The organism is Paenibacillus sp. GbtcB18 (assembly GCF_019091125.1).
Classification (GTDB): domain Bacteria; phylum Bacillota; class Bacilli; order Paenibacillales; family NBRC-103111; genus Paenibacillus_F; species Paenibacillus_F chitinolyticus.
In genome coordinates, this window is record NZ_JAGXJX010000009.1 from 63,038 (window position 1) to 77,367 (window position 14,330).

Consider the following 14,330-nt stretch of genomic DNA (forward strand, 5'->3'; position numbering starts at 1 on the left):
AAAAGGTCAGAAATTCTTGTTTGGCGTCTTAAAAGTACGACCTGCCTTACAGCTCCGCTCAACAAAAACAAAAAAGCAAGCTTGTCGGTGCTGTCGCTCTGCCTGCTTTTTTTCGGGATAAAACTTAGCTTAAGTCAATGAACCTTGACCCGTTCATCTGATTAAGGCAAACCGTAACAGAAATCAAGAAATGTCTTTGCTCAAGGATGGGTACACTAAGTTCGGAACCGGCGCTGATCCAAACAGCTGCGCTTCCATACCACGTACAAGGAGGGAAACAACATGTCCGAGCATAACAATAAACAGCAACAGCACCGTGATCATGCTGGCAAAAATGGTATTGATACTGGTGAAGCCGTGGGAACCGTAGGCGGTGCTGCGGCAGGCGCTGCCGTAGGCTCCTTTCTAGGTCCGGTGGGTACATTGGCAGGCGGGGTTGCGGGCGCTGCATTAGGCAACAAAGCCGGTGAAGGAATGGGCAACAATGATAAGCAGACGGGCCATGGAGAGAGCAACAGATCATCCTCGGGCCAGGAATAACCTCCGTGCCAGAACAAAGAAGGAGAACAGGGATTCCCTGTTCTCCTTCTTGACTTTGCACCTTTTTCTACCCAAAGTCTCTATCCCATAGAGGATACGGATCGTGAAATGCTTCAGCGAATAAAGCGCATAGCAACGCGGTTTTCGTAAATCGGTAAAGTTACATTCCATATAAAAAAGCGCCTTGGTCCCAGGCTGGGTCCGACGCTTTATCGTCGTTTCGGATTACGAACTTTCGTCGGGCCAAGCAGGCCGGGTTGGCGGCTTGTTTCCTAAAATGACGCATTCCCGTCCGTTTGCCTCTGTTCTTTACAGGGCCGTTAAAATCAGCGGTCCGTCCGACGTGATTGCGATCGTATGCTCATATTGCGCCGACAACTTGCCGTCGGCCGTTCTCGCCGTCCACTGATCGTCGTCGATCGTGATACGATACGTACCTTCGTTGAGCATCGGTTCAATCGTAAACACCATGCCTTCCTTTAACCGAATGCCTTTGCCGGCTACGCCGATATGCTCGTAGCTCGGCTCCTCGTGCAGGCTCCGCCCGATCCCGTGCGCCAGCAGATCGCGTACGAGCGAATACCCGTTCGCTTCCGCATGCTGTTGAATCGCCGACGTTATGTCTCCGAGCCGGCCCCCGGGGATCGCCCGGGCAATCCCCAGATCCAAGCATTCCTTGGCCACCTTCATTAATTTTTGCGCCTCCGGCCGGATATTGCCCACCGCAAAGGAATGGCACGAATCGCCGAACCATCCCCCGTATTCCACGACAATGTCAAGCTTCAGCAAGTCGCCGTCCATAAGCGCCCGATTCGAAGGAATGCCGTGGGCCACCACATCGTTGACCGAAGTGCAGGTTTCGGCGGGGAAACCGTTGTACCCTTTCGTAAACTGCTTGCCGCCCAGCTTGGTGATGTGTCTGGCAACAAAGTCGTTGATTTCCAGGGTGGTGATCCCAGGTTCGATCAGTTTGGCCACCTCGCGGTAGCAGTCCGCAATGATTTGGCTCGCCGGTTTCATCTCTTCGATTTCCCTAGGTGATTTTAAAATGATCATCTTGGTTTATTCGCTCCTTATTCATTCTATAATTTTAAAAACCGGGCGATATCCCCGGCCTCCTCGTAAAGCTTTCCGCGGCGAAGCGAAAGCGAGGCGCAGCCGACCAAGGCGGCCAGCAGCATTTCCGCACGCTGCAGCCGGTCCGGCGGTTCCGCCGCGTTTTCGCCGGAAGCGGAAGCCCCGTCCGTCGCCGCACGTCCGGTTTCCAGCAGTGCGGCAAGCGGCGAGAGCACCTCCCGGCGAAAGGCGGCCGAAAGCGGGGCCGAGCGCGCTTCAGGCAGCGAGGCAAAGCCTTCACCGGCCTGCTTATGCAGCAGGTACAGGGCGGGGTCCTCCGCCCAAAACTGCAGCAGCCGGACGCCGGCGGCGGCGACGGGGCCCAGCTCTGCGGCAGCGGCCGTTTCGCGGCTTCCGCTTCGGGAATCCGCGCCAACCGAGTTACCGGTGTCCGCATCGGCAGCCAAGCCGAGATTCCCGCCGGCCGGCGCCTTCCCTAAAGCCGATGCGCGCGGGACCTTCAACGGGGGCTTCAGTTGAGCCTCCAACGGGACCATCGGCGGAACCTTCGGCACGGCCTCAAGCGGGGCCTCAAGCCATCCCCCAGCCCGCTCCAACGCGTCCCACAGCAGATCGTGGAGCAAATCGCCCTTATTGCTGTAATAATGGTACACAGTGCCATAGCCGAGTCCCGCCTGCGCGGCCACATCGCGGATCTCCAGTAACGGCCCTTTATTCAAAAACACATCGGCAGCGGCTTTCCGGATTTGCGCCAGACGCCTCAGCCGGATCACTTCGTTTTGTTCCTTCGTGCGTGGGGTCATCTCGTCCGTTCACCTCTTTTGTTTTTGACCTACTATTATGTCAATATAAAACATCGGCTTGTGAATAACAAGGGATACGCTGGAGAAATTCCCGCTCAAACTGAAAATAGGTGCTTAACCAACGGGTGAGCCTCAAACGAACGACCTGTTTGGAACATGGCTGCGCTAACGGTCCCGTTAATCCCCGGGCTGGGCTTGAGCACGTTATTTCAGCAGCTTTCTGCTAGCCGTATTTTGGGCCTAATTGATGTTATCTCGATGTAAATAAAAAGTGATAGACCCTCCGCCGAGGCAGGATCTATCACTTTTTATTGTGGCGGTTTAGATTTTTAGCGAAGCCGGCCGCTCTTTATGCGAACGTTGTTGTGCGTATGCGGACGTAGTGTGCCCGGGTCCTTAGATGTTCGCGCATTTGGGGGGGATCTTTTTTGCTGTCAAAACATATTGACAGTACCTTTTTAGCTGCATCCCTCTCCCCCGGCGCCGTCCTATTCCGCCCCGTTCTCCCCCCGATCGCACAAGATAATCTGCCGCTCGAAGCTCCCTTTGCGGACGACGCAGCGGTCCTTCACGGCGAAGCCCGCCCGCTCCAGAGCGTCGTCGACCGGCTCCGCCGAGATGACGACCGCCCGCGGAGACAGCCTGCGGGCGCTTCGCAGCATCTCGAGCTGCTCCTCTGTGCTCAGAACCGAGCACAGATTGTACGGCATGTCGAGAAGCAGCGCATCATAAGCGCCATCCAGATCACGGATGTCGCAGATCTTCACCACATCGGGATACCCGAAGTGGGCGAGATTCTCCCGCGCGCCGCGGACGGCAAGCGGGTTGAGGTCGCGGCCGACGATGTCGATGCCCATCGACAGGGCCTCCACCAGCACCGTGCCGATGCCGCAGCACGGATCGACCGCGCGGATGCCGGCCGGGTCCGGCACCGCGATGTTGACCGCGGCGCGGGCCACGCGCGTGCTCAGCGCCGTGGAGTACTGCCGCGGCTTGCTGTTGTGCGCCAGCCAGACCGCTTCGCTCCGGCGGCACGGGCCCAGCACCCAGCGGCCGCCGGCGTAAGCGGCGCCGAGCAGGTGCCGGGGCTGCTTCATGTCCGCTTTGCCCCGGACATGCCGGCCGATCCGGCGCTCGATGGCGCGCCGCTCATCGTAGGAGGCCTTACCTTCGGCCTCCACGTAGAGCAACTTGAACGTGTCTCCGTTCAAATCGAGCGTTTTGGCCCGTTCGGCCAGCTCGTCCAGGCTGGCCGCTTGGAGCCGGACCTCCAGCCGGTGCCGGATAAACGGGCTCCGGCTCGAGTCCAGCTCCAGCGGGCTCTCGGCCCAGCCGTCCTGCGGCCGGACGCCCAGCAGAGTGCGCAGCTCCAGCATGCAGAGCTCCTTTTCGTCCTCGTGGCAGGCAAAACTGTATACGAAAGACGGCACAGAGCGGCCGTCTGCGGATGAATTCATCGAAATCCCTTCCTTGCTGCGGTTTGACTCGTATCCCCGTATTCTAACGGATACCCGGGTCTGCGTCTACAAGGCTCCCTGTTTCCCTTCCGCTTTGCTTGAATGCTTCCGCCCCGTCGTGCCCGGTTCAGCTCGACCCTCGCATGACTCGGCAGAACGTAGGAAATGACTCCGTACGTGCCGATATCACGGGCCGTCCAGCTTCCAGTCGCGATAATAAGCCGTATCGTATCTGGCGTCATACTCCAGGTAGGTCGTGATACAGCTCAGCCAGCCGGTCAAGTCGCCGGTTGAATATTTTTCGCTTCCCGCATGAGCCCCGGCGCTTCTTCTTCAGTGCCTTCGTCCTTCGCCAAAGCCGCCTCGAACGGGTTAACAACGGGCTCTCCACTTAAAAAACAGCCTTCAAAGCTTCCGTGTCAGCACCGTCCCGTTAGGAAGTTGACTTTTCACAAACAAAATGATTTAATCGTTTCCAGGAAACAATTTCCCGGAAACAATAATTCAGGAGGTATCTTTTATGCCCGACGTCAATAGCAAACAAACTAATTTTCTCCTGTATTTGCTCTCTATCAGTGCTTTTCTGGCTTCGCTAACGCAAAATATTTATTCCCCCATTCTGCCGCTGCTGAGGGATTCCTTCCACGTATCCCTTGCCTGGGTTAATGCGTCAGTCTCCCTTTTCATGCTGATTTTAGCGGTGATGCAGCTTCTGCTCGGCCCCTTGATCGATTCTGTCGGAGCGCGCAAAATTTTGCTGCCCGGCCTCTTCCTGACGGTGATCGGATCGGCCGGCTGCTCGCTTGCGGCCCGCTTCGACGGCTTCCTGCTTTTCCGGGCGCTGCAGGCACTGGGCACGGCAGCCGTCCCGCTTATAGCGGCGATGACCATCGGCCGCCTGTTTTCGGGCCATGACCGCGGCAGGGCGATGGGTACGTATCAGACCCTGCTGTCCTTCGCACCGGCTCTCGCTCCCGTACTCGGAGGTCTTATCGGAAGCCGGGCCGGTTATACGGGCATTTTCTGGTTTTTGACGGGGATCGCGGTCCTTTTGCTGCTTGTTCATGTCCGTTATTTTCCTTCAAGCCGCGGTGAAAAGGAAGTTCCGTCCGCCGAAACGAAGCCCTTTTCGACTCGCGCCGCTTACCGGACGATATTCGGCGGCAAAACCGGCTTAACCGTTATGCTCACCGGATTCCTGCACTTCTTCATCTATTTCGCCCTGCTTGTGTATCTTCCGGTTCTGCTCACCGATCATTACGGACTCAGCCTCGAACGGGTCGGGCTGCTTTATCTTCCCTTGGCGGTCAGCACCATTGGGGGAAGCTGGCTGTTCAAAAAAATTCAGCACCGCATCGGTATGACGACGCTTCTTTTCCGGGGCAGTCTGTTCATTTCCGGATTTGTCGTACTGTTCGCCCTAACCGGTATGGTATCCTTGACGGGACTATCCGCAGTGCTTGTTCTGTACGGGATTTCCTCCGGGTTCACCCTACCGGTCCATACGACACTGCTCACCGGGGAATTCCCCTCCATTCGGGGCACGGTTCTCGGTCTATATAACTTTATCCGCTATGCGGGAATGGCTGCGGGACCGGTCGTTTTCACCTATTTACAGACGTATATTCATCCTGTCGCGCTGTTCGGACTGCTCGGATGCGCCTTTGCCACAGCCGTATTTGTCCTGTTAAAATGGGAAAGAACCGGAAAACCGGTCCGTTCCACTTAAAGACAGGGGGCACGCCAAGTGAACGAAGGCAAAGCCGCATACGAACTTTTACAAGCCAAGCTTCTCCAGTATCTGCATTCCAGAGATAAGGCGGCGGAGCTGAAAAAACAGAAGGCGCTCGACATGATCGGAGATATGCGGACAGAAGGCGCAGGGCCAGATACGGACCTGAGCCAGCTTACCTTGACGCAAATGCACGTGCTCCATGAGATAGCCGGCGGGAAGAACGCAAACGTCACCCAAATCGCGAACCGCATCGGCGTGACCAAAGGAGGCGTCTCCAAAGCCGTGGCCAAACTGATTCAGGCGGGACTGGCGGCAGAAGCTCCCCGGTACGGAAGCAAGCGGGAAATTCATTATCTCGTTACTCCCCGGGGGGAACAAATCGCGCAGGTGCACGATAAGCTTCACCGGCTGCTGGAAAAGAAGCATTTCGGGCTGTACGGTACTTATTCGGGCGAAGAGCTTTCCGTCATCGTAAGGTTTCTGGACGATCTTACCCGGTTGAATGAAGAACCTCTATAAAAAAATTTATACCGCTCAGTGTTGTTTAAGCACTCGGCTCCTGCTTAAAAGACACGCCTTGCTAAGACATGCGGCAGGCAGCAGACGGTCTTTCCGTTTCTTGCCGCAACAAAAAAATCCCTGACGCCGGGTCAGGGATTCAGCCTGTTCCTTTCGGAACAGGGGAGAAAGGCGCAGCCCAAGCGAAATCGCGGGAGCGTCTTTATTGGACTAGCAGGCAAGTTAGTTGAATACTTCCCCTTAATACTGGATCACTGTATCGAGCGCGACTTCGATCATCTGGCGGAACGTCGTCTGGCGCTCTTCCGCCGTCGTTTCCTCACCGGTCACGAGGTGATCGCTGACGGTAAGAATGGACAGCGCCCGGGCCTTGTGCTTGGCGGCCAGCGTATACAGCGCGGTGGTCTCCATTTCCACGGCCAAAGTGCCGTACTTCGTCAGCAGGGCCGCTGTCGCGCCCTCATCGTCGCGGTAGAACGAGTCGCTGGTGAAGACGCTGCCCACATGCACAGGCATGCCTGCGGATTCGGCGGCTTCATAGGCGCTCTTCAGCAGCCCGAAATCGGCGGCCGGGGCAAAGTCCAGCCCGTTGAAGCGGATGCGGTTAACCGCGGAGTCCGTGTGAGAAGTCATCGCGAGCACGAGATCGCGCACCTTCACGTCCTCATGGAAGGCTCCGCATGTACCGACACGCACCAGCGTCTTCACGCCGTAGCTTTCCAGCAGCTCGTGCGCGTAGATCGAAATGGTCGGCACGCCCATGCCCGTCCCTTGAACCGATACGCGCTGGCCTTTATAGGTTCCGGTAAATCCGTACATCCCGCGCACTTCGTTATAGCAGACGGCATCCTCCAGGAAATTCTCGGCGATAAACTTCGCCCGCAGCGGGTCTCCCGGCAGCAAAATACGTTCCGCGATTTCGTTTTCCTTCGCTCCGATATGTACACTCATGATTCATAAGCTCCTCTCAAAATTCCGCATTTGTCGATTATCCGGCCGGAACCGGGCATGTTCGCCAAACCGGCTTCCGGCCTCGTTTTTTACCGCATGCCGCCGATTTTATTTCCAGTGGCTGCCGATAAATTCGTCCCGCCCGGATTGGGCGCGGTCTTCTTTGTAATGCTTCGGATTTTTGCGGTGATAATTCTGGTGATACTCCTCCGCCTCATAAAACGGCCCCGCCGGAACAATCTCTGTCACGATCGGCTTATCGAAACGGCCGCTTTGCGCCAGCTCCCGCTTGGACTGCTCCGCAAGCTCCCTCTGTTTTTCCGTGTGGGTAAAAATAGCCGCCCGGTACGAAAGTCCCCGGTCCTGAAACTGCCCGAAAGCATCCGTCGGGTCGACCTGCTGCCAGAACAGCTCCAGCAGCTTTTCATAAGGAAAAACGTCAGGATCGAACCGGATTTGCACCGCTTCCGCATGACCGGTCTCTCCCGCCTTCACCTGCTCGTAGGTCGGATTCACCTCGCTGCCGCCCGTATACCCCGATACGATGCCGTGAATGCCCGGCAGTTCCTCAAACGGAGTCACCATGCACCAGAAGCAGCCTCCCGCAAAGGTAGCCAGCTCGTAAGCGGCCGCCTGTTTTTCGGTCTCTGTCATATATGTCGCCCTCCCTAAACGTCCAGGTTAAAAAAACGTGCCGCATGGCCTTAAAATAGCACGGCTCCCGCCGCGATGGCAAGTTTCACCACGAATTCGCCCAGCAGAAAATACCCGCAACCGGAATTGCGGGCATCGCTTGGAAACGCGGCGGAAACTCGTCCTGCATGGAGGAGACTACTACTACTCCACGTCCCCGGAAGAGTCCCCTTCCATACGACTAAGCGCCGTGTTCACGAGAAAATCAAACAGATCGTCGTCTTCCTCAAGCTGCTGCTCGATGGCGACAATCTCTTCTTCCGTGCCGGATGCGGCGGTGAAGTTCAAGCTGTACATCCATTCCGTTCCCTTTTTGCTGAAAAGGGCCACCTCGTAAGCGGTCTTGCCTTCCGCCAGTTTAAATTCCACTTTGCCGATATATCCGTTCTCCGCATCGTGAATCATGCTCGCGTTCAGTACCTGAATCGTTTGTCCGTCCATTTCACCCATTATGTCACCTGCTTAAATTAGATTTTGCTTTAAAATGGCTTGTCGGCATGCGCTGGTTTATATTGTACAGGAAGAATCGTCCGCGGGATAGAGCGGAGGTTTCTTGCTAATATCGCGTGAAAAATATCCACCGCGCGGAGTCGAAATTAGCCGGGGCGGTGTCTCATCGTTACCGCCGCCCCGCACCGATGATGCCGGATGCGAGCAGCTCGTAAGATTTCAGACGCTGCGCGTAATCCGCCACTTGGGTCACGATGAGGAACTCGTCCGCGCCGTATAGTTTCTGCAGCTCGTGCAGCTGCTCCTTGATCTGGCCGGCCGTGCCGATCAGCGTGCGCCTGCCTTGCGCGTCCGCGTTCTCCGGCTGCCTGCCTCCGGCCGCCTCATCCGCCGCCGAGGGCGCACCCTGCGGCCGATGCCGGCCCTGCGCCTGCGCGGCTTCGCTGCCGGCAGCCTCCTCCGCGGCCGGAATCGCGGAGCGAAGCCAGCCCGCTCCCTCGGCGGCCAGCTCGCGGGCCCGCTCCTCCGTCTCGGCGCAGACCGCTCCGACGGCGACGATGGCTTTCGGCTCCGCCAGCAGGCGGGAAGGCCGGAAAGCGCTGCGGTACTCTCCGAGCACGGCGGCGCCGTCGTTGTCGCTCATAAACCGGCCGAATACGTAGCCGGTGCCGTATTCGGCCGCGTAAGCGGCGCTTTTGGCGTTCGTGCCGAGCAGCCACAGCTCCGGCGAATCGGGCGGAACCGGGCGAGCCGTGACCCGCTCCCCTTCCACGGTAAATTCGCCTTCGATCAGCGCGGTCAGATCGCGGATTTTGTCCGGCATCTTCCGCACATTCTCCAGGAAATTGCCGCTCAGGGCAAGCGTGACATGCGCGGAACCGCCGGGAGCCCGTCCGATGCCCAGGTCGATGCGCCCGGGGTGCAGCGTCGCCAAGAGATGAAACGCCTCCGCGACTTTAACCGGCTGGTAATGCGGCAGCAGAACGGCGCCCGATCCGATCCGGATATGCTCCGTATGGGCCCCGATATGGGCCAGGAGCACTTCCGGGCACGCGGAGGCGAGCTGCTTCATGTCGTGGTGCTCGGACACCCAGTAGCGCGTATAGCCGAGCTTCTCGGCTGTCCGCGCCAGCGTGACGGCTTGTCCCAGCGCCGTATGGGAATCCGCTTTTTGCATGACCGGTACGAGATCCAGCACGCTGAGACGCAGCGGCAACGGTTTCATCGGTCTTCCTCCTTCGCGTCTGTCGTCAGAATCCATAAATGGTCATACCGCCGTCCACATAAAGCGTCTGTCCCGTCACATAGCTCGCCGCATCCGACGAGAGGAACACGACCGGTCCGACCAGCTCCTCCAGCCGGCCCACCCGCTTCAGCGGCGTGCGGCCCGTCACTTCGGCCACGAAGGACTCGTCGGCCAGCAGCTTCTCCGTAAGCGGCGTCGGAAAATACCAGGGGCCGATGGCGTTGACCAGGATGCCATATTTCGCCCACTCCAGCGCCAGGATCTTCGTCATTTGAATGAGTGCCGCCTTGGTCGAGCCGTATACGACTCCCGTGCGCAGCGCCATATGGCCCGCAACGGAGGCGACATTCACGATCCGTCCTCCCCCGTGCTCTTTCATGTGGCGTCCGACCGTCTGCGACATCAGAAAAGCCGACTTGAGATTCGTCTGCACGATCGCGTCCCACTCCTCATCCGTTACTTCGAGCGCAGGTGTACGGATGTTCATGCCCGCGTTATTGACGAGAATATCGAGGCGTCCCGCTTCGCGTACGGCTCGGCCGACGGCCTCCGTCACGCCTTCGCGCGTTCCCGCATCCGCCGCAATCGCATAAGCTTTGCGCCCGGTCACTTCGGCAATTTCCGCCGCTACGGCGTCCAGATCGCTCTGCGTCCGCGAAAGAAGCACGACATCCGCTCCCGCTTCCGCAAGACCGATAGCCAGTGCTCTGCCGATGCCTCTCCCCGCTCCGGTCACCAGAGCCGTTTTACCTTCCAGTTGAAAAGACGGCAAATACATTCCTATCCACTCCTTTTATATAACCGCACCCGCGCATACGGGAACAGAACAGTAAACTAAATTAGTTTTCATGATAAAAGATTAACCGCCAGAAAGCAAAGGCCGCCTTTTCAAAATCAGGGGGTTGAAACCGGACGGAGAAGCGGGAGAAAGTCAGGATGATCCGAGGGATGGACTATGCGGGCCGAAAAAAACAGACAGCTCCGGTCGGCCCATGCTTGTCTGAGCCTTCCGAACCTGTCTGCCTGAAACGTTAGCCCTCTTTACGCGAGCTGAGCTTGCGGGGATCGACGTCGTTGTCGATACGAAGAGGGGCGTGGAACGACTTCGCCAGTTTGTCCCACGACACGATTTTGAAGTTCTGATTGCGTTTCTTTCCGTTATCCGTATTTTCATCGTCCTGCGCCACGAAAATCCCGTTAGGATAGGCCGGTCCCAGGCCGAATCCGACCACATCGATTCCATCCGTCCCCGTTGTCCCGTCGATCAGACCGTCCTTGACGGCGAAGCTGCCCAAGTACCGGTTTGTCCCCTGGCGGTTGTAAACCGCGTAGGTGCTGCTTCCCTGGCTGGAAGCCATCAGGTAGCCTTTGCCGTCCGCCCCGTAATAAAGCGCTAACCCTTCGATATCCGCGGTTAAATGCCCTTTGCCCGCCTCATCCACCTTGGCGTAAGGCTTCAGGCCGCTGTCCGGCTCGGCGCCGATCTTCCATATGGCCGCGTCCTCTTCCGCAATGTAGATCGTTCCGTACTCGTCGTCCGCGACAATTCCTTCCGCTTGGGACGCCAGTTTGAAGTGGCGTACAAGCTTGCCTTCCACACCGGCCGATCCGGGGATCAGTTCGATCTGTTCGAACTCCCCTTCTTTGCCGAGTACAAGCGCGTAGTACTTGCCGGTTTTAAGGCTGTGATAAAGGCTGAAACCATACACCTCGCCCATGTCCGACTTAATCGGCTTGGCCGCAATATTGGTCAGGGCCCCCGTTTCCGGGTGGATGGAGAACACGTCGACCGTATTATTCGTCCGGTTCGTCGCCGCCGCGATATCCATCCTCTTACCGTTAAGCTCGTACCCGTAGCGCACGTCGATGTTGTTCATTTTGCCCAGCTTATAGGACTGGACCTGCTGGCCGTCCAGGTTATAGACCAGAATTCCGCCGCCCTTGTTGGTCGCGAGCAGCTTGCTCTTGGCCGGATCATCCGGATGCACCCAGATGGCAGGATCATCGGCCGCATCTTCCCCTGTGTCGACCGCTTCCGTCTCATCGTCCGCCGTTACCCGGGCGAGCGCCTCTCCGACAGCCGTCTGATCCCCGCCGCCGCTGCGCAGCTTGCTGAGAACCAGCTCGACAAAGCCTGGCGGCACATACGTTTTATCCCCGATCAGTTTCACGTGTCCGTTCAATTTTCCGTCCGTTCCGTTTAGCTTATACCCGTCATTCCCGATCGTGACCGAACCTTCCAGACCGCTCTGCAGAGCAAAATCAGCCGTCAGCGTGCTTTGATTCCACGTCACGCGGGCTCCTGCCTGCTCCAGCATATCCCTCAGCGGTTCATAACCTTCCTCGACCGATGCCCAGGCAGCCTGACTGTAAAAACTTGCGGCGATCAGCAGTACGCTAAAGCTTTTGAACAGTTTCATCGTTAAGGTCCTCCCGGTTTTACCCGAATAAGCTTCTATCTTCATTATGAAGACGGAATATTAGGGGAAATCACGTAGGGTATTAAAGTTTTGTTAAAACCCGCTTCATTTATAAACGGCAACAAACGGAAATTATCAAGGAAAGTATTGACAGCAAATGAAATATGCTATTTAATAACGGATGAGAATGATAATCATAATCAAATTTAAATAAATAACCCATTCTCTATTCCTACATATTCCTTAAGGGGGAACTACGAAATGAACCGTCCTAAACGGTCCTTGTCTGCACTGGCTCTTTTAATTTTTACGATTTTCGCCTTGGCTGTATCCGGGTGCGGCAAACCAGGCACGACTCCGGCCGCTTCAACGGCTCCGAACACGGCATCACCGGCGCCAGCCGAAGCCGATACCGCACGTAAAGTGAAACATGTGATGGGAGAGACCGAAATCAAAGGCACTCCGCAGCGCGTCGTGATTCTGACCAACGAAGGAACCGAGGCTCTTCTGGAGCTTGGCGTCAAACCTGTCGGAGCCGTTAAATCCGGTGTCGGCAAAACGTGGTACCCGCACATCAAAGATGCGATGCAGGGCGTCACGGATCTGGGAGAGGAAGTCCAGCCGAACCTGGAACTGATCGTCACTCTCAAGCCCGATCTCATTATCGGAAACAAAGTCCGGCACGAGAAAATATACGGCCAGCTGCAGAAGATCGCTCCGACGGTTTTTGCCGAAACGTTAACCGGACAGTGGAAAGAAAACTTCAAGCTGTATGCCGAAGCCTTAAATAAAAAAACCGAGGGTGAAAAAGCTCTCGCCGCTTACGACAAGCATGTGGCGGATGTGAAAGCGAAATTCGGCTCCAAGACATCATCCAAAGTGTCCATCGTCCGTTTCCTCCCGGGAGCCGTCCGTATTTATCAGAACGATACGTTCTCCGGCGTCATCCTTAAGGATCTGGGCTTCGCCCGGCCGGCGGCTCAAGATAAGAACGCCTTCATGGAGGTCATTACGAAGGAGCGTATGGTCGATATGGACGGGGATATCCTCTTCTACTTCAATTCCGACTATGACGATTCCAAGGGCGGCACGAAAACCCAGCAGGAATGGATGTCGGACCCGCTCTACAAAAATCTTAACGCGGCCAAAACCAACAAAGCTTTCCAAATCGATGAAATCATTTGGAACACTTCAGGCGGGATTAAAGCCGCCAACCTGATGCTGGACGATTTGGTGAAGTACGCGGATAAGCTGTAGGCCAAATAAAGTCCGAACTTTTTAATGCTTTTCCGTAAAATCTATATGCCCCACCCGCAAGGTGTTGCCCAGTAACTCCCCTATATACGAACGCCGCCTTAAAACGGCCCGTTTACGGGGGAGTTTTTTTGTCTCCTAGGTAAGCGGGAGAAACCGGAGACTGCCGCATTCTCGGCCGCCCTTGCTTTCCGCTTCCTAACATTTTATACATACGAAAATTTGCTCTATAATTTAGTTAACATCTTAGATTGGAAATGATTAACTTTTGATTCAAGATCTTTTTCACGACGATAACGGTTGGAACGGAGGAATTATTAGAATGAGAAGTGAACAAGAAATGATGAGTATCCTGGTAGATTTCGCTAGGAATGATGATAGAATCCGGTTGGCAACTTTGGAAGGGTCGCGTACCAACAAAAATATTCCCCCTGATACATACCAAGATTATGACATCTCTTACTTTGTAACAGATATGGATTCTTTCAAGAAAAATGATCAATGGCTTGAAACTTTCGGGAATCGCGTTATGCTGCAAAAACCGGAGGATATGGAGCTTTTTCCGTCAGAATTGGGGAATTGGTTTTCCTATTTAATTCTTTTTGAGGATGGGAATAAAGTAGATCTGACACTTATTCCGATTAACGAGGTGGAGGATTATTTCACCAATAGCGATGGTTTAGTTGAGGTCTTGCTCGATAAGGATACTCTCATCAAAAATGAAGTGGTTGCAGACGATCGCCAGTATTGGATTAAAAAGCCGACCGCGAGAGAATTTGATGATTGCTGCAATGAATTTTGGATGGTTTCAACTTATGTAGTAAAAGGATTGGCGAGAAAAGAAATCCTGTTTGCCATGGATCATTTAAACGAGATTGCAAGACCCAATTTATTGAGAATGATGGCTTGGCAAATCGGATCCGAACAGGGATATACCTTTAGTGTGGGGAAGAACTACAAATTTATAAATCGTTACCTTCCAAATGAAGATTGGGAATCCTTATTATCGACCTATGCCGAGAACGGGTATCCGGAGATGTGGCAGTCTTTATTGACTTGTTACGAGCTATTTAGAAAATATTCAAAGGCTGTGGCAGAAAGTCTCGACTATACGTACCCCGATTACGATGAAACCATTACTACGTATACGGAACGTATTTATACTTCATTGACCTGAATGAATGT

14 protein-coding genes are annotated in these 14,330 nt (G+C 55.5%); 5 read left to right on the forward strand and 9 right to left on the reverse strand.

The window, feature by feature from the left end; all coding sequences use genetic code 11:
• The first annotated feature begins 282 nt into the window (after nt 1-282).
• Complete coding sequence (locus KVT34_RS23280; RefSeq protein WP_217561584.1) at nt 283-540, forward strand: glycine zipper domain-containing protein; 258 nt, start codon at nt 283-285, stop codon at nt 538-540.
• Between the two features lie 309 nt (nt 541-849).
• On the opposite strand, the gene map is transcribed toward KVT34_RS23280, so the two are convergent.
• From map to KVT34_RS23295, 3 genes are all read right to left on the reverse strand, one after another.
• On the reverse strand, nt 850-1,596 hold the full coding sequence (gene map / locus KVT34_RS23285) for a type I methionyl aminopeptidase (RefSeq protein WP_217561586.1): 747 nt from the start codon (nt 1,594-1,596) through the stop codon (nt 850-852).
• A gap of 26 nt (nt 1,597-1,622) precedes the next feature.
• Nucleotides 1,623-2,420, reverse strand: coding sequence for a TetR/AcrR family transcriptional regulator (locus KVT34_RS23290; RefSeq protein WP_217561588.1), 798 nt, complete (start codon nt 2,418-2,420; stop codon nt 1,623-1,625).
• Between the two features lie 488 nt (nt 2,421-2,908).
• Complete coding sequence (locus tag KVT34_RS23295) at nt 2,909-3,877, reverse strand: TRM11 family SAM-dependent methyltransferase (protein ID WP_217561590.1); 969 nt, start codon at nt 3,875-3,877, stop codon at nt 2,909-2,911.
• A gap of 520 nt (nt 3,878-4,397) precedes the next feature.
• On the opposite strand from KVT34_RS23295, the gene KVT34_RS23300 reads away from it, so the two are divergent.
• Nucleotides 4,398-5,606, forward strand: coding sequence for an MFS transporter (locus KVT34_RS23300; RefSeq protein WP_217561592.1), 1,209 nt, complete (start codon nt 4,398-4,400; stop codon nt 5,604-5,606).
• Between the two features lie 18 nt (nt 5,607-5,624).
• Nucleotides 5,625-6,131 carry a MarR family winged helix-turn-helix transcriptional regulator gene (locus KVT34_RS23305; protein WP_217561594.1) on the forward strand — a complete coding sequence of 169 codons (507 nt, stop codon included), beginning with the start codon at nt 5,625-5,627 and terminating at the stop codon, nt 6,129-6,131.
• A 240-nt stretch (nt 6,132-6,371) separates the two neighbouring features.
• Here KVT34_RS23305 and deoD read toward each other — a convergent pair whose 3' ends face one another.
• From deoD to KVT34_RS23335, 6 genes are all read right to left on the reverse strand, one after another.
• The gene (gene deoD / locus KVT34_RS23310) at nt 6,372-7,082 is read right to left on the reverse strand and encodes a purine-nucleoside phosphorylase (protein ID WP_217561596.1); all 711 of its coding nucleotides are present in this window, start codon (nt 7,080-7,082) and stop codon (nt 6,372-6,374) included.
• Nucleotides 7,083-7,190: 108 nt separating this feature from the next.
• Nucleotides 7,191-7,736: a peptide-methionine (S)-S-oxide reductase MsrA gene (msrA, locus tag KVT34_RS23315; RefSeq protein ID WP_217561598.1), complete on the reverse strand. Its 546-nt coding sequence runs from the start codon at nt 7,734-7,736 to the stop codon at nt 7,191-7,193.
• Between the two features lie 183 nt (nt 7,737-7,919).
• Nucleotides 7,920-8,225: a hypothetical protein gene (locus KVT34_RS23320; RefSeq protein ID WP_217561600.1), complete on the reverse strand. Its 306-nt coding sequence runs from the start codon at nt 8,223-8,225 to the stop codon at nt 7,920-7,922.
• Nucleotides 8,226-8,394: 169 nt separating this feature from the next.
• Nucleotides 8,395-9,450 (reverse strand): LLM class flavin-dependent oxidoreductase, encoded by a 1,056-nt coding sequence (locus tag KVT34_RS23325; RefSeq protein WP_217561602.1) that lies wholly within the window; start codon nt 9,448-9,450, stop codon nt 8,395-8,397.
• Between the two features lie 25 nt (nt 9,451-9,475).
• A complete protein-coding gene (locus KVT34_RS23330) occupies nt 9,476-10,249 on the reverse strand; it encodes an SDR family NAD(P)-dependent oxidoreductase (protein WP_217561604.1) in 774 nt (257 codons plus the stop codon).
• Between the two features lie 253 nt (nt 10,250-10,502).
• Nucleotides 10,503-11,891, reverse strand: a complete 1,389-nt coding sequence (locus tag KVT34_RS23335) for a phytase (protein WP_217561606.1) — start codon at nt 11,889-11,891, stop codon at nt 10,503-10,505.
• A gap of 261 nt (nt 11,892-12,152) precedes the next feature.
• Between KVT34_RS23335 and KVT34_RS23340 the strand changes: the two genes are divergently transcribed.
• On the forward strand, nt 12,153-13,148 hold the full coding sequence (locus tag KVT34_RS23340) for an ABC transporter substrate-binding protein (protein ID WP_217561608.1): 996 nt from the start codon (nt 12,153-12,155) through the stop codon (nt 13,146-13,148).
• Nucleotides 13,149-13,467: 319 nt separating this feature from the next.
• Nucleotides 13,468-14,322, forward strand: coding sequence for an aminoglycoside 6-adenylyltransferase (ant(6), locus tag KVT34_RS23345; RefSeq protein WP_217561610.1), 855 nt, complete (start codon nt 13,468-13,470; stop codon nt 14,320-14,322).
• Nucleotides 14,323-14,330 lie beyond the last annotated feature (8 nt).

Bases quoted from the DNA above. Each gene is read 5' to 3' on its own strand.
- KVT34_RS23280 (WP_217561584.1), top strand. From the start codon at position 283: ATGTCCGAGCATAACAATAAACAGCAACAGCACCGTGATCATGCTGGC.
- map (WP_217561586.1), bottom strand. From the start codon at position 1,596: ATGATCATTTTAAAATCACCTAGGGAAATCGAAGAGATGAAACCGGCG.
- KVT34_RS23290 (WP_217561588.1), bottom strand. From the start codon at position 2,420: ATGACCCCACGCACGAAGGAACAAAACGAAGTGATCCGGCTGAGGCGT.
- KVT34_RS23295 (WP_217561590.1), bottom strand. From the start codon at position 3,877: ATGAATTCATCCGCAGACGGCCGCTCTGTGCCGTCTTTCGTATACAGT.
- KVT34_RS23300 (WP_217561592.1), top strand. From the start codon at position 4,398: ATGCCCGACGTCAATAGCAAACAAACTAATTTTCTCCTGTATTTGCTC.
- deoD (WP_217561596.1), bottom strand. From the start codon at position 7,082: ATGAGTGTACATATCGGAGCGAAGGAAAACGAAATCGCGGAACGTATT.
- msrA (WP_217561598.1), bottom strand. From the start codon at position 7,736: ATGACAGAGACCGAAAAACAGGCGGCCGCTTACGAGCTGGCTACCTTT.
- KVT34_RS23320 (WP_217561600.1), bottom strand. From the start codon at position 8,225: ATGGGTGAAATGGACGGACAAACGATTCAGGTACTGAACGCGAGCATG.
- KVT34_RS23325 (WP_217561602.1), bottom strand. From the start codon at position 9,450: ATGAAACCGTTGCCGCTGCGTCTCAGCGTGCTGGATCTCGTACCGGTC.
- KVT34_RS23330 (WP_217561604.1), bottom strand. From the start codon at position 10,249: ATGTATTTGCCGTCTTTTCAACTGGAAGGTAAAACGGCTCTGGTGACC.
- KVT34_RS23335 (WP_217561606.1), bottom strand. From the start codon at position 11,891: ATGAAACTGTTCAAAAGCTTTAGCGTACTGCTGATCGCCGCAAGTTTT.
- KVT34_RS23340 (WP_217561608.1), top strand. From the start codon at position 12,153: ATGAACCGTCCTAAACGGTCCTTGTCTGCACTGGCTCTTTTAATTTTT.